Source organism: Micromonospora chokoriensis (assembly GCF_900091505.1).
GTDB classification, from domain to species: domain Bacteria; phylum Actinomycetota; class Actinomycetes; order Mycobacteriales; family Micromonosporaceae; genus Micromonospora; species Micromonospora chokoriensis.
In genome coordinates this window covers 1,817,370-1,835,893 of record NZ_LT607409.1, presented here as the reverse complement: position 1 = coordinate 1,835,893, position 18,524 = coordinate 1,817,370, and the positions used below count along the sequence as shown (strand labels likewise).

The 18,524-nt window shown below is 71.5% G+C and carries 20 protein-coding genes and 1 pseudogene; 10 read left to right on the top strand and 11 right to left on the bottom strand.

The window, feature by feature from the left end:
- Nucleotides 1–105: 105 nt before the first annotated feature.
- The 8 genes and pseudogenes from GA0070612_RS08640 to GA0070612_RS08605 all read left to right on the top strand — a co-directional run bounded on the left by GA0070612_RS08640 (nucleotide 106) and on the right by GA0070612_RS08605 (nucleotide 7,846).
- Nucleotides 106–864 (top strand): maleylpyruvate isomerase family mycothiol-dependent enzyme, encoded by a 759-nt coding sequence (locus GA0070612_RS08640; RefSeq protein ID WP_088987439.1) that lies wholly within the window; start codon nucleotides 106–108, stop codon nucleotides 862–864.
- A gap of 185 nt (nucleotides 865–1,049) precedes the next feature.
- Nucleotides 1,050–2,354: an ABC transporter substrate-binding protein gene (locus GA0070612_RS08635; protein ID WP_088987438.1), complete on the top strand. Its 1,305-nt coding sequence runs from the start codon at nucleotides 1,050–1,052 to the stop codon at nucleotides 2,352–2,354.
- 70 nt (nucleotides 2,355–2,424) lie between these two features.
- Complete coding sequence (locus GA0070612_RS08630) at nucleotides 2,425–3,414, top strand: carbohydrate ABC transporter permease (protein ID WP_088987437.1); 990 nt, start codon at nucleotides 2,425–2,427, stop codon at nucleotides 3,412–3,414.
- Nucleotides 3,411–4,244 (top strand): carbohydrate ABC transporter permease, encoded by an 834-nt coding sequence (locus tag GA0070612_RS08625; RefSeq protein ID WP_088987436.1) that lies wholly within the window; start codon nucleotides 3,411–3,413, stop codon nucleotides 4,242–4,244. The genes GA0070612_RS08630 and GA0070612_RS08625 overlap by 4 nt, the downstream gene beginning before the upstream one ends.
- The gene (locus tag GA0070612_RS08620; RefSeq protein WP_088987435.1) at nucleotides 4,241–5,641 is read left to right on the top strand and encodes a GH1 family beta-glucosidase; all 1,401 of its coding nucleotides are present in this window, start codon (nucleotides 4,241–4,243) and stop codon (nucleotides 5,639–5,641) included. Before GA0070612_RS08625 ends, GA0070612_RS08620 begins: the two co-directional genes overlap by 4 nt.
- 19 nt (nucleotides 5,642–5,660) lie before the next feature.
- Nucleotides 5,661–6,668, top strand: coding sequence for a LacI family DNA-binding transcriptional regulator (locus tag GA0070612_RS08615; RefSeq protein WP_088987434.1), 1,008 nt, complete (start codon nucleotides 5,661–5,663; stop codon nucleotides 6,666–6,668).
- Nucleotides 6,669–6,753: 85 nt separating this feature from the next.
- Nucleotides 6,754–6,948: pseudogene (locus tag GA0070612_RS08610) on the top strand (RidA family protein); the annotation flags it as partial.
- Between the two features lies 1 nt (nucleotide 6,949).
- Nucleotides 6,950–7,846 carry a GNAT family N-acetyltransferase gene (locus GA0070612_RS08605; protein WP_088987433.1) on the top strand — a complete coding sequence of 299 codons (897 nt, stop codon included), beginning with the start codon at nucleotides 6,950–6,952 and terminating at the stop codon, nucleotides 7,844–7,846.
- Between the two features lie 152 nt (nucleotides 7,847–7,998).
- Here GA0070612_RS08605 and GA0070612_RS08600 read toward each other — a convergent pair whose 3' ends face one another.
- Both GA0070612_RS08600 and GA0070612_RS08595 read right to left on the bottom strand, forming a co-directional pair.
- Nucleotides 7,999–8,514 (bottom strand): O-acetyl-ADP-ribose deacetylase, encoded by a 516-nt coding sequence (locus GA0070612_RS08600; protein WP_088987432.1) that lies wholly within the window; start codon nucleotides 8,512–8,514, stop codon nucleotides 7,999–8,001.
- A 1-nt stretch (nucleotide 8,515) separates the two neighbouring features.
- Nucleotides 8,516–9,307, bottom strand: a complete 792-nt coding sequence (locus tag GA0070612_RS08595; protein WP_088987431.1) for an EI24 domain-containing protein — start codon at nucleotides 9,305–9,307, stop codon at nucleotides 8,516–8,518.
- A 68-nt stretch (nucleotides 9,308–9,375) separates the two neighbouring features.
- Here GA0070612_RS08595 and GA0070612_RS08590 point away from each other — a divergent pair, with 68 nt between their 5' ends.
- Nucleotides 9,376–10,344, top strand: coding sequence for a helix-turn-helix transcriptional regulator (locus GA0070612_RS08590; protein WP_088987430.1), 969 nt, complete (start codon nucleotides 9,376–9,378; stop codon nucleotides 10,342–10,344).
- Here the strand turns inward: GA0070612_RS08590 and GA0070612_RS08585 are convergent.
- The 5 genes from GA0070612_RS08585 to GA0070612_RS08565 form a co-directional block, all read right to left on the bottom strand.
- The gene (locus GA0070612_RS08585; RefSeq protein WP_088987429.1) at nucleotides 10,335–11,249 is read right to left on the bottom strand and encodes an SDR family oxidoreductase; all 915 of its coding nucleotides are present in this window, start codon (nucleotides 11,247–11,249) and stop codon (nucleotides 10,335–10,337) included. The genes GA0070612_RS08590 and GA0070612_RS08585 overlap by 10 nt on opposite strands.
- Nucleotides 11,250–11,371: 122 nt before the next feature.
- Complete coding sequence (locus GA0070612_RS08580) at nucleotides 11,372–12,259, bottom strand: alpha/beta fold hydrolase (protein ID WP_088987428.1); 888 nt, start codon at nucleotides 12,257–12,259, stop codon at nucleotides 11,372–11,374.
- On the bottom strand, nucleotides 12,256–12,570 hold the full coding sequence (locus tag GA0070612_RS08575; protein ID WP_088950380.1) for a DUF2516 family protein: 315 nt from the start codon (nucleotides 12,568–12,570) through the stop codon (nucleotides 12,256–12,258). The genes GA0070612_RS08580 and GA0070612_RS08575 overlap by 4 nt, the downstream gene beginning before the upstream one ends.
- 70 nt (nucleotides 12,571–12,640) lie before the next feature.
- A complete protein-coding gene (locus tag GA0070612_RS08570; RefSeq protein WP_088987427.1) occupies nucleotides 12,641–13,300 on the bottom strand; it encodes a hypothetical protein in 660 nt (219 codons plus the stop codon).
- Complete coding sequence (locus GA0070612_RS08565) at nucleotides 13,297–13,929, bottom strand: helix-turn-helix domain-containing protein (RefSeq protein WP_088987426.1); 633 nt, start codon at nucleotides 13,927–13,929, stop codon at nucleotides 13,297–13,299. The genes GA0070612_RS08570 and GA0070612_RS08565 overlap by 4 nt, the downstream gene beginning before the upstream one ends.
- A gap of 112 nt (nucleotides 13,930–14,041) precedes the next feature.
- Between GA0070612_RS08565 and GA0070612_RS08560 the strand changes: the two genes are divergently transcribed.
- On the top strand, nucleotides 14,042–14,839 hold the full coding sequence (locus GA0070612_RS08560) for an alpha/beta fold hydrolase (protein WP_197699338.1): 798 nt from the start codon (nucleotides 14,042–14,044) through the stop codon (nucleotides 14,837–14,839).
- 191 nt (nucleotides 14,840–15,030) lie between these two features.
- On the opposite strand, the gene GA0070612_RS08555 is transcribed toward GA0070612_RS08560, so the two are convergent.
- The 4 genes from GA0070612_RS08555 to GA0070612_RS08540 all read right to left on the bottom strand — a co-directional run bounded on the left by GA0070612_RS08555 (nucleotide 15,031) and on the right by GA0070612_RS08540 (nucleotide 18,473).
- Nucleotides 15,031–15,990, bottom strand: coding sequence for an asparaginase (locus tag GA0070612_RS08555; RefSeq protein ID WP_088987424.1), 960 nt, complete (start codon nucleotides 15,988–15,990; stop codon nucleotides 15,031–15,033).
- A gap of 94 nt (nucleotides 15,991–16,084) precedes the next feature.
- Nucleotides 16,085–16,912 carry a BKACE family enzyme gene (locus tag GA0070612_RS08550; protein ID WP_088987423.1) on the bottom strand — a complete coding sequence of 276 codons (828 nt, stop codon included), beginning with the start codon at nucleotides 16,910–16,912 and terminating at the stop codon, nucleotides 16,085–16,087.
- Between the two features lie 23 nt (nucleotides 16,913–16,935).
- Nucleotides 16,936–18,048, bottom strand: a complete 1,113-nt coding sequence (ygfZ, locus tag GA0070612_RS08545; protein ID WP_088987422.1) for a CAF17-like 4Fe-4S cluster assembly/insertion protein YgfZ — start codon at nucleotides 18,046–18,048, stop codon at nucleotides 16,936–16,938.
- Nucleotides 18,045–18,473, bottom strand: a complete 429-nt coding sequence (locus GA0070612_RS08540) for a Fur family transcriptional regulator (protein ID WP_088987421.1) — start codon at nucleotides 18,471–18,473, stop codon at nucleotides 18,045–18,047. The genes ygfZ and GA0070612_RS08540 overlap by 4 nt, the downstream gene beginning before the upstream one ends.
- Nucleotides 18,474–18,524: the final 51 nt, after the last annotated feature.

Sequence of the window (18,524 nt, the reverse complement as noted above, 5' to 3'; positions counted from 1 at the left end):
GGCTGCGGTTGTCGGCTGGGCGGAGGCGTCTGGCACGCCCTTCACCTTAGGCTGACTGATAGCCGTGGCACCCACTGGTCGCCCGGCACCCCCGGGAGGATGGCGATGAGCAGAGTGCAGGGCGGCAAGGATTTTTGGATCGGAGCGCTCCGGGCGGAGGGTCCGGCCTTCGCGGCGGCGGTCGCCGAGGCGCCGCCGGAGACACCGGTGCTGTCCTGTCCGGGCTGGACGGTCAACGACGTCACACTGCACCTCGCCGGCATCTACCACTGGGTTTCGTCGTTCGTCGGCTCCGGCTCGGCCACCCAGCCGGCCCGCCGGGTCCCCCTTGAGGCGGAGCCGGGCGTGAGCCCTCTCCAGCTCTGGCAGCAGGGGTACGACCGGCTGCTGGCCGTGTTCGACGGCCTGGACCCGGAGGCGCCGGCCTGGAACTGGGCGCCGCAGCCGAAGAAGGCCGGGTTCTGGCCGCGTCGGATGGCGCACGAGACCGCCGTGCACCGGTGGGACGCTCAGCTCGCGATCGGTGCGGGTGACCCGGTCGAGGCGAAGCTCGCGGCCGACGGGGTGAGCGAGGTGCTGGACACCTGGCTGCCGGCCGGCCGGCGGCAGGTGCCGGGTGACTGGCACGGCGTGGTGCAGCTCTCCGCGACCGACGCGGCCCAGGACTGGTATCTGCGGCTCCGCGGCGAGGGGGTGGCGCTGCTCGACACGGCGACCATCTTCGACCACGACGACCACCATGCCCGCGCGCAGGTCAGCGGCACCGCCAGCGACCTGTTGCTGGCTCTGTGGGGCCGGGTGAGCTTCGAGACGCTGGACGTGGCCGGCGATCCCAACCTGCTGAACGGTCTGCGTACCGGCTGACCGGCTCTACCGCTCCGCGAGGGCGTCACCCGTCGACGGGTGACGCCCTCGCGTCCGTCGTGGGTCACGTCGGGATATCAAAGAGAGCGCTCTCTTGACACCGGGTTGAGTGCCCACCACCCTGTCGTGAGAGCGCTCTCTTGCCTATCGATCATCACCGACCACCTTGAGAGAGGTCGAAACCCATGGCTGTCTTCCCGCGCCGCCGCCTCGCCGCGGTGGCCCTCGCCGCGACCACCGCCCTGCTCGTCACCGCCGGCTGCGGCGGCGGCGAAGAGGGCGGGGACGGTCCGGTCACCCTCACCGTCGACGTCTTCGGCCAGTTCGGCTACGAGCAGCTCTACCAGGACTACATGGCCGCTAACCCCGACGTGAAGATCGTCGAGCGCGGCACCGGCACCAACCTCGACGAGTACTCGCCGAAGCTGACCCAGTGGCTCGCCGCCGGCCGGGGCGCCGGTGACGTCGTGGCCATCGAGGAGGGCCTGCTGGTCGAGTACAAGGCGAACCCCGGCAACTTCGTCAACCTGCTCGACCACGGCGCCGCCGACCTCAAGGGCAACTTCCTCGAGTGGAAGTGGAACGCCGGGCTCACCGCCGACGGCAAGCAACTCATCGGCCTCGGCACCGATGTCGGCGGCATCGCCATGTGCTACCGCAAGGACCTCTTCTCCAAGGCCGGCCTGCCCACCGAGCGGGACGCCGTCTCCCAGCTCTGGCCGACCTGGCAGGACTACATCGCCACCGGCGAGAAGTTCGTCGCGGCCAAGACCGGCCCGTCCTTCCTCGACGGGGCCACCAACACCTTCAACACCATCCTGCTCCAGACCGCCGGCAACACCACCGGCTACAGCTACTACGACACCAGCGGCAACCTCGTCGTCGACAGCAACCCGGCGGTACGGCAGGCGTGGGACACCACGATGGACATCGTCGACTCGGGCCTCTCCGGCAGGTACGGCTCGTGGTCCGAGGAGTGGGTCTCCGCGTTCAAGCAGTCGAAGTTCGCCACCATCGCCTGCCCCGCCTGGATGACCGGGGTGATCGAGGGCAACGCCGGCCCGGCCGCCCAGGGCAAGTGGGACATCGCCCGGGTGCCCGGTAGCGGCGGCAACTGGGGTGGCTCACACCTCGCCGTGCCCAAGCAGAGCAAGCACCAGGCCGAGGCGATCGAGCTGGCGAAGTTCCTGACCAGCGCCAAGGGTCAGATCGGGGCGTTCAAGGCGAAGGGTCCGCTGCCCTCCTCGCCGCAGGCGCTGGACGACCCGGCGATCGCCGGCGCGACCAACGCGTACTTCTCCGGGGCGCCGGTCGGCACCATCTTCGGCACCGGCGCGAAGAGCCTCAAGCCGGTCTACATGGGCCCGAAGAACCAGGCCGTCCGCACCGAGGTGGAGAACGCCGTGCGGACCGTGGAACTGGGCCAGCGCGACCCGGGGCAGGGCTGGGCCGACGCGGTGACCAACGCGAAGAAGGCCGCCGCCAAGTAGCCCAACCCAGCGTGCGGGCGGGCTCCGGCGACCGGAGTCCCGCCCGCACGGCGGAAAGGAGTTCCCGGGCATGACCGTCCAGCTCGACGCCCGTCCGCCGGTCGCACCGGCACCGAAACCTTCGACGGGTCGCCTCAGCCGACTCGACACCCGGCTCTCGCCGTACCTCTACATCGCCCCGTTCTTCCTGCTCTTCGCCGTCTTCGGGGCCTACCCGCTGGCGTACACCTTCTGGGTCTCACTGCACGACTGGGACCTGCTGGGCAGCGACCACCCGTTCGTCGGGATGGAGAACTACACCCGGCTGCTGGCCGACGTCGACTTCTGGCACGCGCTGGTCAACACGCTCGGGATCTTCGTCATCTCGACGGTGCCGCAGTTGCTCGCCGCTCTCTGGCTGGCCAACCTGCTCAACCGGGGCCTGCGGGCGCGTACCGCCTGGCGGATGGCAGTGCTCGTCCCCAATGTCACGTCCACCGCCGCGGTGGCGATCGTGTTCGGGGTGATCTTCGGCCGCGACTTCGGCATGGTCAACTGGTTGCTCGACATGGTCGGGGTGGACGCCATCGGCTGGAAGTCCAACCGGTTCGCCTCCTGGGTGGCCATCTCCGCCATGGTCGACTGGCGGTGGACCGGGTACAACGCGCTGATCCTGCTGGCCGCCATGCAGGCCATCCCCCGCGACCTGTACGAGTCGGCGTCCATCGACGGCGCGAACCGGGCCCGGCAGTTCTGGTCCATCACCGTGCCACTGCTCAAGCCGACGATCATCTTCTGCGCCATCATCGCCACCATCGGCGGATTGCAGCTCTTCACCGAACCGCGCCTGTTCCACTCCGGCACCAACCCGATCCGGGGTGGGCCGATGCGCGAGTCGCAGACGCTGACCATGTACATGTTCGAGAACGCCTTCGCGCCGCACTACAACTTCGGGTACGGCTCGGCCGTGGCCTGGCTGCTCTTCGCGCTCATCGCGATCGTCGCGGCGGTCAACGTCCTGGTTCTCCGCCGTCTCGGCGGCGACTCGGGCCCCGGAACCCGGAAGGGAGCGGCCCGATGAGCCGGCTCTGGCGGGCCAGCCCGCTCACCTACCTGGCCCTGATCGTCGCCGGCGGCCTGTCGGTCTTTCCGATCTGGTGGATGTTCGTGGTCGCCAGCCGGTCCAGCGACGCGATGGGGCAACTGCCACCGCCGATGACACCCGGCGGGAATCTCGGGGCCAACATCGCCCGACTGTTCGACAACACCGACGCGTACTTCCTGACCGGCCTGATCAACTCGACGATCGTGGCCACCACTGTCACCATCTCCGTGGTCCTGTTCTCCAGCCTGGCCGGGTTCGCCTTCGCCAAACTGCGGTTCGGGGGGCGTAACGCGCTGCTGCTGGTCATCATCGCGACCATGATGGTGCCGACCCAGCTCGGCGTGATCACGCTGTACCTGCTGATGACCAAGCTGGAGTGGAACGACCGACTCCCCGCGGTCATCGTGCCGGCGCTGGTCACCGGCTTCGGGGTGTTCATGATGCGGCAGTACGCCGGCCAGGCGGTCAGCGACGAGCTGATCGAGGCCGCCCGGATGGACGGCTGCGGCACCGCCCGGATCTGGTGGCACGTCGTCCTGCCCGCGCTGCGTCCCGCCGCCGCCGTCCTCGGCCTGCTCACGTTCATGACCACCTGGAACGACTTCCTGTGGCCGTACGCTGTGCTGAACGATCCGGCGAATCCAACGGTGCAACTCTCCCTGCGGGCACTGTCGGACGGGTACTACCAGGACATGTCGCAGGTGTTCACCGGGACAGCCATCGCGACGTTGCCCCTGCTATTGGTGTTCGTGTTGTTCGGCCGGCAGATCATCGGCGGGATCATGGAAGGTGCGGTCAAGGCGTGAGCGAGCAAAGCGGTGGCGTCAACGAACTCCGTTTTCCCGACAATTTCCTCTGGGGCGCGGCCACCGCCGCGTACCAGATCGAGGGCGCGGCCCGCGACGACGGTCGCGGACCGTCCATCTGGGACACCTTCAGCCGTACGCCGGGAAAGGTGTACCAGGGCCACACCGGCGACGTCGCCTGCGACCACTACCACCGGTACGCCGACGACGTGGCGCTGATGTCCGAGCTGGGCCTGCGGGCGTACCGCTTCTCGGTCGCCTGGCCCCGGATCCAACCGGACGGCACCGGCCCGGCCAACCCGCGGGGCCTGGACTTCTACGACCGGCTCACCGACGCGCTGCTCGATCGGGGAATCGACCCGATCGTCACCCTGTACCACTGGGACCTGCCCCAGTCCCTGGGCGACCGGGGCGGCTGGACCAACCGGGACACCGCCGAGCACTTCGCCACGTACGCCACGGCCGTGTACGCCCGGCTCGGCGACCGGATCGACACGTGGACCACCCTCAACGAGCCGTGGTGCTCGGCCTACCTCGGTTACGCCAACGGCATACACGCCCCCGGCGAGCAGGACCCGGGGGCGGCCTTCAGCGCCGTACACCATCTGCTGCTGGGGCACGGCCTCGCGGCGCGGGCGCTGCGGGCGGCCGGCGCGCGCACCGTGGGCATCACCCTCAACCCCGCTGATGTACGCCCGGCCGACCCGGAGAGCGCGGTGGACGCCGCCGCGGTCCGCCTGGTCGACGGCCTGCACAACCGGATCTTCCTCGACCCGCTGCTGGCCGGCGGCTACCCGGACGACGTCCGCGAGCATGTGGCGCGGATCGTCGAGCCGACCTTCATCCGCGACGGTGACGAGAAGCTGATCGCCGCCCCGATCGACCTGCTCGGCATCAACTACTACGCGCCGGGTTACGTGGCAGGTCGACCCGACGGCGCCGGCAACAGCGCGTACCCGGGCACCGAGGGCACCGTGCACTTCGTGCCGCCGACCGGGCCACTGACCGACATGGGTTGGATGATCGAGCCGGCCGGGCTGACCCGGCTGCTGGAGCGGATCGCCACCGACTACCCCGGCGTGCCGCTGCTGATCACCGAGAACGGCGGGGCGTTCCCCGACAAGCCCGGCGTCGACTCGCCCGACGGAGCGGCCCAGGTGATCGACACCGATCGCATCGCCTACCTCGACGGGCACCTGCGCGCGGCGCACGAGGCGATCTCCCGGGGCGTAGACCTGCGCGGTTATCTCGTATGGTCATTACTGGACAACTTCGAGTGGGCGGAGGGTTACCGCAAGCGGTTCGGGATCGTGCACGTCGACTACCTGACCCAGCGGCGCACACCGAAGGCCAGCGCCCGGTGGTACCAGGAGGTGATCTCCCGGAACGGGCTGTGACGAGCGGGGGGAAGGCGCGATGACGACGGCGCAGCGGCCGACGCTCGAGGCGGTGGCGGCGCGGGCCGGGGTGTCCCGCGCCACCGTGTCCCGGGTGGTCAACGGCTCCACCACGGTCGCCGAGCCGATCCGGGAGGCGGTCACCCGGGCCGTCGCCGAGTTGGGGTACGTGCCCAACCTCGCCGCCCGCAGCCTGGTCACCCAACGCACCGACTCGATCGCCCTGGTCATGCCGGAGGCCGCCACCCGGGTCTTCTCCGACGACCAGGTGTTCCCCGGCATCATCAGGGGCGTCAGCCAGGAGTTGGAGGCGGCCGACAAGCAACTGGTGCTGATGCTCGCCGGCTCGCCCGCCGGGCATCAACGGGTCGAGCGCTACACGACCGGCCGGCACGTCGACGGGGTGCTGTTCGCCTCGCTGCACGGCGCCGACCCGCTGCCCGGCACGCTGGCCCGCCTCGGCATCCCGGTGGTGGTCAGCGGTCGGCCGCTCGGCGACGTGCCGGTGCCGTACGTCGACGTCGACCACGTGGCCGGAGTGACCGCAGCCGTCCGACACCTCATCGACAGTGGTCGCCGACGCATCGCCACCATCGCCGGGCCGCAGGACATGGTCGCCGGCATCGAACGGCTCAGCGGCTACCGCAGCACCGTCGCCGACGCCGGGTTGCCCGAGCTGATCGCCGTCGGCGACTTCACCCGGGAGTCCGGGGCGGCGGCGATGCGGCGCCTGCTCACCGAGCACCCCGACCTGGACGGCGTCTTCGCCGCCTCCGACCTGATGGCACACGCCGCCCTGCGCACGCTGCGCGAGGCCGGCCGGCGGGTGCCGGAGGACGTGGCGGTGATCGGCTTCGACGACATCGAGACCGCCGCGTACACGGAGCCGCCGCTGACCACCGTCCGGCAGCCGATCGTGGAACTCGGCCGCGCCATGACCCGCCAACTGCTCCGGCTGGCCGCCGGCGAGACCATCGAGCAGCGGGTCATGCTCCCCACCGAGTTGATCCGCCGAGCCTCCGCCTGACCGGGTTAATGCGTCGCTCGTGGCGGAGATCGTCGCTAGCCTCGCCGGCATGCCGGATCCTGTCGCGCTGCATCACGTCCCCGCCCTCACCGACGTCGTCAAGACCACCGTCTACGTGGCGTCGTCGCAGCAGAAGGACCTGGTGACCGCCGGGCAGGTGGTCCGGGACTTCTTCGGCGACCACGATCCGCCCAGCACCCTGCTGGGGGTGGCCGTGCTCGGCTACACCGACCAGCTCGCCGAGGTCGAGGCCGTCGCGGCCGTACGGACGGGGGCCTGACATGCGGATCCGTGTGGCGCAGCCGGACGACGCGCCAGCCGTGGTGGCCCTGCGGGCGGTCGTCCACCCCTACCTGGTGCGCGGGGTCGAGTCGACCCGCAAGATGCTCGCCGAGCCACCACCCGAGGAGGGCTGGGCGGCCTTCGTGGCCGAGGTCGACGCCCAGGTGGTCGGGTGGGTGTCGGCGCAGTGCGCCAGCTGGACGTCCACCCCGGACTTCGGCGACATCTCGACACTGCACGTACATCCGGAGCACCGGCGACGAGGCGTCGGCACGGCCCTGCTGACCGCCGCCACCGATCATCTCCGTCCGCTGGGCATCCGCCGGGTCCGCGCCACGGCCCTGCCGGACGCGCTGCCGTTCGCCCGCCGGCACGGGTACGAGCCGAGCCGCGAGGTGCGCTACTCAGCGCTCGACCTGAGCACGGCTCCGGCGCTGCCCGAGTTGCCTCCGGGCGTACGGATGCTTCCGATCGCCGACCTGGACCCGCGACTGCTGTACGAGGCGGACGTGGCGTCGGCGGCCGACGAGCCGAGCGATGTGCCGGTCGACACGATCAGCTACGAGAGTTGGCAGTACGACGTCTGGGACAACCTCGGTCTGGACAAGGCGTCCAGCACTGCGGTCGAGGTCGACGGCAGGATCGTGGCCTTCAGTCTGGTGAAGCGGGACGGGGACCGGATGTGGTCGGACTTCACCGGCAGCATCCCCGCGTACCGGGGGCGGGGGCTGGCCCGACTGGCCAAGACGGCGGCGTTGCACCAGGCCGCCGCCGACGGGGTTCGGATCGCGTACACCTCGAACGACGAGGCGAACGGGCCGATGCTGGCGATCAACACCCGGCTGGGCTATCGCCCGGAGGCCTCCCAGTGGACCTGCCTGGCCGACCTGACCTGATCAGCAGTCATCCTCAAAGGGCCGTTGAGCGGTCGACGCCCGCCCGGCGTAGCCGCACCCGCATCTACTCGAAGATCATGTGTTGACAAGTGGTTCAGAACACCTCCAGACAACTACTTCCCATCACATGATCATGGACAGCCCTTACCCGATCAGCCGGCGTCGAGGACGTGCCGTGCCGTGGCGTAGGTATCCGACCCGAACAGCACCAGGCGGGCCTCGCTGACGGCGGTCGGGGTGGCCGAGCGCAGCACGGTGAGGGCCTGGCGGACCGCGTCGTCGATCGGCCAGCCGTAGATCCCGGCGGAGATCAGCGGATACGCCACTGTTGACGCGCCCAGTTCGTCGGCCACCCGCAGGCTGTTGGCGTAGCAGTCGCGCAGCAGCGCCGACCGGTCCTCGCTGGCCGACCAGACCGGCCCGACGGTGTGGATCACCCAACGGGCCGGCAACTCACCGGCAGTGGTCGCCACCGCCTGCCCGGTCGGCAGCCCTCGGCCGTAGTGGGATGCCCGCAGCGCCCGGCACTCCGCGAGGATGGCCGGCCCGCCGCGCCGGTGGATGGCCCCGTCGACCCCACCGCCACCGAGCAGGGACGAGTTCGCGGCGTTCACGATGGCGTCCACCTGCTGGGTGGTGATGTCGCCCTCGACCAGGGTGATCTCCATGTCAGCTCTCCTCGATCGGCTGACCGAGCGAGCGGCGGGCCAGCAGGGTGGCACCGGCGACCGCAGCCGGCATGATCAGTACCGCGCCGAGCGGAATGAGGAAGCAGAGGAAGACCGCCACCCCGAAGCCGAGCGCTGTGGGCCGGTCGGCCTTCAGGATCGTCCGGCGCTGCGGCATCCGCATCCCACGCCGGTAGAACGGTGCCCCGACCAGCTCCACGGCGAGGAACCAGCCGCCGACAGCCGCCCCGATGACCGGGACGACCGTCTGACCGACCACCGGGATGAAGCCGGCGAGGAAGAGCGGGATCCCGACCAGCGCCGCGAGCGCCACCAGGCGTACCGAGTCGGCGGAACTGCGGCGCAACGACGACCAGAAGGGCACGTCCACCGCGCCGGGCGTGCCGCCGTACCGCTGCTCGACCTGCTCGGAGATCTTCTCGTAGAACGGGTCCCCGATGACCAGGGTGACGGCGGTGAAGCTGACCACCGCGAGCAGGACGCCGAGCCCCAGGAAGGCCAGCCCGGCGACCACCCGGACCAGGCTGCGGCCGGTCTTCGACCAGTCGTCGGCGAACGGGGTGACCAGCGCGGCGAGGTCGTCCACGAAGTACACCAGGGTGGCGAACGCACCCACGAAGAGGGCACCGGAGATCAGCGCCGGCACGATGCCGAGCAGCATCAACCCCGGGCTGCGGACATAGAGACCGAACCCTCGCAGGAGCAGCCCCGCCCCGGAGAGGAAGCGGCCCACGGCCCCGGTCACCGGGCTGGTGATTCTGCTGGCGTCCACGATCGAGCAGCCTATCGACCGGTGATCGAATCCGCCGGGCGGCGAGCGGTACGAGGCAGGATGGGTTGGTGCGCGCCTCCCGACTGATCTCACTGCTGCTGCTGTTGCAGGCCCGCGGCTCGATGACGGCGGGCGAGCTGGCGCGGGAGCTGGAGGTCTCCGAGCGGACCGTCTACCGGGACGTGCTGGCGCTCTCGGCCGCCGGGGTGCCGGTCTACGCCGACCGGGGCCGGGACGGCGGATACCGGCTGCTCGGCGGTTACCGCACCAGACTGACCGGGCTGACCCGGGACGAGGCGGAGGCGCTCTTCCTTTCCGGGCTGCCCGGACCGGCGGGTGACATGGGGCTCGCCGACGCGGTCGCGGCCGCCGAGTTGAAGGTGCTCGCCGCCCTGCCACCGGCCCTGCGGGACGCCCCCGCCCGCGCTGGGCAGCGGTTCCACCTGGACGTGCCGGGCTGGTTCCGGGAGACGACCCCGCCGCCGTGGTTGACCGAGCTGGCCCGCGCGGTCTGGCAGGACCGGGTGGTGGAGTTGCGCTACCGGCGCGGCGACCGGGAGGTGACCCGCCGGGTCCAGCCGTACGGACTGGTGCTCAAGAGTGGGGCCTGGTATCTGGTCGGCCGGGTCGGCGACGACACCCGCACCTACCGGGTGGACCGGGTCACCGGGGTCGAGGTGGGCGAGGAGGGCTTCGACCGGGACGAGGGCTTCGACCTGGCCGGGCACTGGCGCGAGCAGGCCGGGTCGTTCCTGCGGACCATCCTGCGGGCCGAGGCCACCGTCCGGCTCAGCCCGGCGGGTCTGCGCCGGCTCCGGCACCTGGTCGATGCCCCCTTCGTGTACGACGAGGTGGTGGCCGCCGCCGGCGAACCCGACGGGCAGGGTTGGGTGGTGGCCCGGCTGCCCGTCGAGTCCGTCGAGGTGGCGTACCACCAACTGCTGGGGCTCGGCCCCGAGGTGGAGGTCCTCGACCCGCCCGCGCTCCGTCGGCTGTTCGCCGACGCAGCCGGACGTTTCCAGGCCCTCTACCGGTAGCCGGTGACGTCCGACGGTCTGCCCGCGTCGACCACCTCGGTGATGTAGCGGAAGCCCTCGGGTTGGCTGCCGTCGAGGTCGGTGAACCCGTACACCTTGGACAGCGTGCCGGCGTCGACGGACTGGCCGTTCCAGCGGGCCCGGTCCTCGTCGGCGGCGAGCGCGGCCACCGCGCGGCCGACGAACGCCGGGGTCTCCGAGATGAGGAAGTTCGGGTCGGTCGCGGCGCCGTCGCGCCAGTTGTCCTCGGTCACGCCGAAGTGCTCCAGCATCGCCTCGGAACGGATCCAACCCGGGGTGAGCGCGACGGCCGTGCAGCCGTGCGGCTTCAGCTCGTGCGCCTGGATGAAGGCGAGCCGGTTGACCGACACCTTCGCCAGGTCGTAGAAGAGCGACAGCCGGTAGTTGTCGTCGTTGTACGCCTTGGTGCCGTCGCCCATTTCCACGACCAGGCCGCCGGGCGTGCGGATCAGCAGCGGCAGGGCGAAGTGGCTGGTGACGATGTGGGTGTCGATGGCCAGTCGAAGGGTTCGGAAGCCGGCGTCCAACGGCTGCTCCCAGACCGGCTTCTCCCAGGTGACCAGTGGGTCCCCACCCCAGATGTCGTTGACCAGCACGTCGAGTCGGCCCTGCTCGTCGTCGATCCGGGCGACGAGGTCGCGGACCTGCTCGGGCACCAGGTGGTCGACCTGGACGGCGATCCCGGTGCCTCCGGCCTCGGTGACCAGCTCGGCGGTCTCCTCGATGGTCTCCGGCCGGTCCATCTCCGAGCGGCCCGCCCGGGTGCTGCGGCCGGTGGCGTACACGGTGGCGCCGGCCGCCCCGAGTTGCACGGCGATCTGCCGTCCGGCGCCTCGCGTGGCACCGGCGACGAGCGCGATCTTTCCTACGAGCGGTTGTGTCATACCCGCGAGGTTGTCAGCGATACCTGACAACCGCCGTCCGAATTACCGAACTGTCAGTCCACCGGGCGGACGCGGACCCGGCGGTTGGCCCGGCCCTTGCGCTACGCCCGTGACAGGGCACGTTACTCGTTGAGGAAGCCGGCGATCCGGTCCCGCAGGTCGGTGCGTTCCGACCAGAGGACGCCGGGTCGGTCGTACACGTGCAGGGTGGCCTGGGGTAGTGCGGCGGCGAGCCGCTCGGCGACGTCGACCGGGTGCAGCTCGTCGCCCGCGTTGGCGATGACCAGCGCCGGCGCGGTGACCGCCGCGAGGTCGCTGGTGGCGCGCAGCGGCGTCTGGTCCGCGAGGCTGGCCAGGCTGCCGGCGAGTCCGTCGCGGAGCAGCTGGTCGAGTCGCTGCCGCAGGTACGCCCAGCCGGCGGGGGTGTTGCGCACCGCTGCGGGCAGCTCCAGGGTGACGACGTCGGCGACCACCGAGGCGTCTCCGCTCTCCACGGCCTCCAACAGGTCGGTGATGCGGTCACCGGCCGCCGGGCCGCGCGGCTGGTCGAGCACCGCGGGCAGGAAGAAGACCAGCTTCTCGAAACGGTCCGGGCTCTCCGCGAGCAACCGGCAGAGGGCACCGGCGCCGAGGCTCGCGCCGAAGGCGCGGCTGGCACCGCCCAGGTCGGCGACCGCCCGGAGATCGCGGGCCAGGTCGGAGTACGTCCACGGCCCGTCCGGCGCCTCGGATCGGCCGTGCCCACGGAACTGGAAGAACACCTTGCGGCCGGTCACCCCACTGCCGAACGGACGGGTGGTGGCGATGCCGTTGCCCAGCCCGTGCGCGAACACGGTCACCGGATCACCGGTGCCGGTGATCAGCCGTTCGAGCTGTACGCCGTGCGGAGTGGCGACCAGGTCGGTGTCCGGTTCCGGGAGCGCGGGGCGGCCGGTGCGCGGCCCACCCGGGCCGGGCCCCCAGGTGCGGGGCCCGCTGTCCGGTGGTGGGGGCCAGCGAAAACCTCTCACCAGAACCCTTTGCCGTCGCTGAGGTCACGCAGACCGACCCGGACGTCGAGCAGGTAGATGAGACCGGCGGCGATGCCGATCAGTCCGAAGAGGCTGATCGGCCCGAAGCCGAGCAGGGTCAGCACGAGGCAGACCGCCAGGATGGCGATCCAGCCACCCTTGGGAAGCGTCCCGATGGCGGGGAAGGCGTCGGAGCGCTGCGTGATCGCGTGCACCAGGGCGACGCCCTGAACGATCAGCGCGAAGACGAGCAGGATCAGCTCGATCACGTAGCGGACTTCGAACGCGAAGATCGGCGCGGCGTTGGCCATGCCGGCAAGCTTATGTCGAGGACCCCGGCTTCGTCCGACAAGGACGCCGCCGGGGTCGTCGACAGGGTTGTTACTCGGCCGCCGGGCGGGTCCGCTTGGTGGCCCGGGGCAGCTTCGCCGACGGGGTGGCGGCCGGCTTCGCGGTCTTCGGGGCGCGCGCGGCCTTCTTGACGGCGGCCGGCTTGGCCTCGGCGATCTCGGCCACGTCGGCCGGGGTCGGCACCTCGGCCGGGGCGGTGGTGGTGGCCGCCGGGGTGGTCTCCGCCGGGGTCACGGCCCGCGTGGCCTCGATGTCGGCGTTGACCGTGTCGGCGGCTTCCAGCACACCAGCGCCGACGACCCGCTCACCACGGGCGACCAGCGCGCCGTACGCGGCGAAGGCCCGTTCCTGGGCGACCTGGGCTCCGGCGATGACGATGGCGGCGTTGCGGGTCGCGGCGGCCCGCAGCTTGTCCAGGTCGGCGACCTCGCGCAGCTTCGCCAGGTCGGCGGCTTCGCGCAGCTTGGCCAGGTCAGCCGACTCGCGGAGCTTGGCCAGGTCCAACTCGTTGGCCTTCTGCCGCAGCTCGTAGCCGGTCAGCACGGCCCGACCACCCAGGTCGGCGACGACGCGGGTGCCGAGGCCGCCGACCACGGCGGGCAGCTTACGAAGCTGCTCGATGGCCAACTCACCGGCGCCTGCGGCGGCGTAGATCGGGGCGGGGATGCGGTTGGTCTTCGGCTCGCTCATGACGTCTCCTCTTCGGCCGCCTCGGCGGCCTTGCGCGCCGCCGGACCGGCGGCCTTCTTCTCGGGGGTGTTGGTGCTGCTCGGGGCGGGTGCGGTGCCCGCCTCGGTGACGGCGACCGACTCGATCACGGCCTCGGTCGGGGTGCCGCCCGCGGTGGTGGGACCGGTGGCGGCCAGGTTCGCCAGGTCGGCGGGCTCGTCGCCGACGTCCGTCGGGGTGCTCGCACGGGGTGTGCCGCCGGTGGGCCCGGTGCCGCCGCCCTCGGCAGCCGCCTGGGCCTCGGCCAGCCGGGTGTTCTCCCGGCGGAACGTCTCGTAGATCTGGGTGAGGGACTGCTTCTGGGCCATCGTCAGGTCGGTGTCCACGGCGATGGCGGCGAGCACACCGTGGCCTTCCTTGTCGTCGAGCAGACCGGCGCGCAGGTACATCGCCGGGGTGGAGACCCGCAGCGCGCTCGCCAGTTGCTGGAGCACCTCGGCGCTGGGCTTGCGCAGGCCGCGCTCGATCTGACTGAGGTACGGGTTGCTGACCCCCGCCTGCTCGGCGAGCTGCCGGAGCGAGATCTTGGCGTTACGCCGTAGATCGCGGATGAACCCGCCGACGTCGGGAAGGTCCTTCGGTGTGGCCATGACTGCGACGGTAACCGGCTGCGCTAGCTCCTGCAAGCAAAACGCTAGCCACAGTTAGCAACGTCTCAGCACCGTGGTTGCGCCCCGCTCCGCGGCTCCGTACGGTCCGTCCGTGCACAAGATCACAGTCAACGGAGCAAGCATCGCGTACGACGAGGCAGGCACCGGCTCGCCCGTCGTACTCCTGCACGCCGGCATCGCCGACCGGCGGATGTGGCGGGGGCAGATCTCCGCGCTCGCCGCCCGCCATCGGGTGATCGTCCCGGACCTCCGCGGCTACGGGGATTCCGAGTTGCCTCCGACGCCGTTCACACACCACGACGACGTGGCGGGGCTGCTGGACGCACTCGACCTGCCCCGGGCCACGCTGGTCGGCTGCTCCTTCGGTGGGGCCGTCGCCATCGACACCGCGCTCGCCCACCCCGACCGCGTGAGCGCGCTCGCGCTGTTCGACACGGCGGTCTCCGGCAACGAGTGGTCCGACGAGGCGAACGACCTCTGGGACGACCTGGTCGGCGAGGTCGACCCCGACGACTTCGTCGCGGGCGCGGCCGGCGAGGTGCGGTTCTGGGTGGTGGGCCCGGGTCGACAGCCGGAGGACGTCGACAGCGAGCTGATCGCGTTCGCGCAGGAGATGGACCAGCGGGCCCTCGCCGCCGAGCTGGCGCTCGGCGCGGTCGAGGTCGGAGAACTGACGCCTCCGGCCATCGACCGTCTCGGTGAGCTGACGGTGCCGGTCCTGGTCACCGCCGGTGCCGCGGACCTGCCGGACATCCGTCGGCTCGCCGACCGGATCGCCGCCGACGCCCCCGGCGCGGTACGGCTCCCGGACATCCCGGACGCCGCGCACCTGCTGCCGCTGGAGCGTCCGGAGGCGGTCAACGCCGCGCTGCTCGACTTCCTGAGCTGACCAACCCCGCAGCCAGGGCGGGCCACACGCACACGCACACCCGGCCGTTCGGAGCCCGACCCGCGAATGAGCGTGATGCCACAGCGGCATCTTGATTCCGCTGTGGCATCACGATGTTCGGGCCACCGCCAGCCGGCACGGTCACCGACGGTGAGCCACGCCGACCCTCCCCACCGATGCCGGAGTGCCGCTCACCAGAGCGGGCGGACCGCCCCGACCGGAACACCGCCGCCGAAGAGCGGCACCTCGGCGTACTCGGTCAGCACCGGTGCGTCCACGCCGAGCCGGCGCAGCGCGGAGACCAGCACCGGCATCCGCGCCCGGTCGGCGCCGTCGTCGATCTTCAGGGCGACGGCGCCGACGCCCGGCACCGCCACCGCGATCACACCCTCGGCGCCGACCTTGGCCAGCAGGCCCGGAACGCCACGCATCAGCCGGGTGTCGTCGGCCTGGGTGCCACCGACGATCTCCGGGTACGCGCGCATGGCGTCGGCCACCGTCCGCGGCACCGAGCCCGGCTCGGCGTCGACCAACCGGAGGAACGCCCCGGCCAACCCGGTCAGCGACACCGCGAGCACCGGGGCGCCACAACCGTCCACCCCCACCGCCGCCACCTGCTCGCCGGTGAACTCCTCGATGGCCGCCCGCAACCGCTGCTGGAGCGGGTGCTCCGGCCGCCAGTACCCGTCCAGCGGCCAACCGGCGGCCTCGCAGGTCAGCAGCATTCCGCTGTGCTTGCCGGAGCAGTTCATCTGCACCCTGGTCGGGCCGCCCCCGGCCCGCAGCACAGCCTCCCGGGCCGCCGCCCCCACCGGCAGGTCGGGCGGGCAGTGCAGAGCCGAGGCGTCCAACCCGGCCCGCTCCAGCAGCGCGCCGACCCGGGACAGGTGAAAGTCCTCACCGGCGTGACTCGCCGCGACCAGCGCGACATCGGCCGGGTCGGTCAACGGCAGGCCGGCGCGGAGCATCCCGATCGCCTGCATCGGCTTGCTGGCCGAGCGGGGGAAGATCGGCGAGGTCACGTCCCCGGCTGATGCCAGCACCGCGCCGGCGGCGTCGAGCACCACCACCGAGCCGCGGTGCGCACCCTCCACGAACCCGGAACGAACCACCTCGGCGAGCGGGTCGCCACCCTCGTACGTCTTCGTCACGGGCTGGACGGTACCGACGCTCCTGGGGTGCCCGTCGGCGGGGTGACCAGGTGGTCCACCGCCCGGGTGACAGGAGCGCGGGGCAGACCCGGCCTTACAGCCCGAGCAGCTCGCGCGCCTCGGTGGTGGTCAATGGCGGACGCTGGGCGAGCTGGGCGAAACCCACCGCGCGGGCGACCAGTTGCATGTTCGACTCCACCGGGCGGCCCTTCGCGTACGTCACGGTGTCCTCCATGCCGACCCGCAGGTGCCCGCCCGTCGACAGCGAGGCCAGCAGGACCGGAATCGTGCTGCGGCCGATGCCGGTGGCCGAGAAGGTGGTGCCCTCGGGCAGGTCCCGCAGCATTCGGTGGGCCGCCACCAGCGTCTCGGTGGTGCCCGGCATCCCGCCCGGCACCCCCATCACGAAGTCGACGTGCACATGCCCCCCGGCCGGCAGCCCGTACCTGCCGAGGAGGCGCTGCAACGCGGACAGGTGGCCGAGGTCGAAGATCTCGTACTCCGGCACGATCCCGCGCTCCTGCATCCGGGCGTGCAGGTCGACGATGAACTCCCAGCGGTTGAGGAAGACGTCGTCGCCGAAGTTGACGGTGCCCATCGTGCAGGAGGCCATGTCCGGCCGGGCGTCGAGCACGGCCAGCCGGGCGGCCTCCGGGTCCGTCACCGCGCCGCCGGAGGAGAGCTGCACGATCAGGTCGGTGCTGTCCCGCAACGCCGCCACGGTGTCGGCCAGGCGCACCGGGTCGAGGGTCGGCCGCGCGTCGTCGTCACGGATGTGGACGTGGATCACGGCGGCGCCGAGCGCCTCACACTCCTTCGCGGTGAGCAGCAGCTCGTCGAGGGTCACCGGCAGCGCCGGCACCTCCGCCTTGGCCGACTCGGCGCCGGTCGGGGCCACCGTGATCAACGTCCCTGTCGTCATGCCGGCGATCCTAGACGCCCGGGTCAGGACGGGTCGATCGCCGCCGCCGTCTCGCCGACCAGCAGTGCCGCGTCGTCCGGGACGTTCCGCTTGACCACCGCGAGCGCCACCTGACCCAGCTCGTGGTGCAGCACCGCGGTGCCGACGAAGCCAACCGCCCGGCCGTCGAGCATCACCGGCGTGCCGGCCGTGGGCGGCTGGTCGGTGGTCACCCCGTCCAGATGCAGCAGTACGAGGCGACGCGGCGGTCGACCCATGTTGTGCACCCGGGCCACCGTCTCCTGCCCCCGGTAGCAACCCTTGTCCAGGTGCACGGCGGGGGCGATCAGGTCGACCTCGGCCGGGATGGTCCGGTGGTCGGTGTCCACCCCGACCCGGGGCCGGCGGGCCGCCACCCGAATCGCCTCGTACGCCCACAGGCCCGCGACGGGCACACCGGCGCCCCGCAGCTCCGCCACCACCTGGTCCATCGCCGAGCGGGGCACCAGCAGGTCCACCCCGAGGGGGACGCGTCGGGCCCAGCCACCGATCGGCAGCGGCTTCACGTCGTACCGGACGCTGGCCCGCTGTGGCACGGCGCCGTGGGGGAACTTCGGACCCGGCACCGCGACCAGGTCCGGCGCGGCGAGCCCGGTCACGCCGAGCGTGCCCAGCGCCTCCGTCGCCCCGGGCCCGACCAGCGACAGCAACGCCCGCTCGGCGGTCGCGTCGCGCGGCTCGACCTTGCTGAAGAACCGCATCTTCTCCAGGTAGGCCAGCAGGCCCTCGGTCGCCCCCGGCTCGGTGTCCAGCCAGGCGGTCTCGCCGTCCTCGGCGACCACCGCGTGCTGCTCGATGTGCCCGTGCGGGGACAACACCAGCAACTCGGTGCCCTCACCGGCGGCCAGCGCGGTCAGGTGCTGCGAGGTGACGGTGTGCAGCCAACTCGCCCGCTCCTCGCCGGGCACCGCGATGATCCCCCGGTGCGACCTGTCGACCAGGCCGACAGCGGTGTCGAGGGTGCGCTGCTCCCGCAACGGGTCGCCGTAGTGGGCGGCCACCCCCCGCACACCGGCCGCGACGTGCGCCGCGTCCGGCTGGTCCCGGCTCGCCTCGTCGATGCTCTCGACGGCCACCGCACCCGCGATGTCGATCATTTGTCGTCCCCGTTCTCGCAGCGTACGCAGACGCCGAAGAGTGATACGTGCCCGATGTCCACCCGGAACCCCCGCTGCGTGGCCAACTGGTCGGCGAGCGGGCGCAGCATCTCCGGATCGATCTCGTCGATCGCGCCACACTCCCGGCAGACCAGGTGGACGTGTTGGTGCTCACCCGCCGCGTGGTACGTCGGCGACCCGTGCGACAGGTGCGTGTGGGTGACCAGGCCGAGCCGTTCCAGCAGCTCAAGCGTGCGATAGATGGTGGTGATGTTGACGCCGGCGGCGACCTCCCGCACGGCGGTGTGCACCTGCTCCGGGCTGGCGTGCCCCAGATCGAGCACCGCCTGGAGGACGAGCTGCCGTTGGGGCGTCAGCCGCAGCCCACGGGCCCGCAGCATTTCCGCGAGGGAGGATTCGGACACGGTCCGATCATAGTTCGGCAATCGCTGCGACCCCCTTCGAGCGGCCGGTCG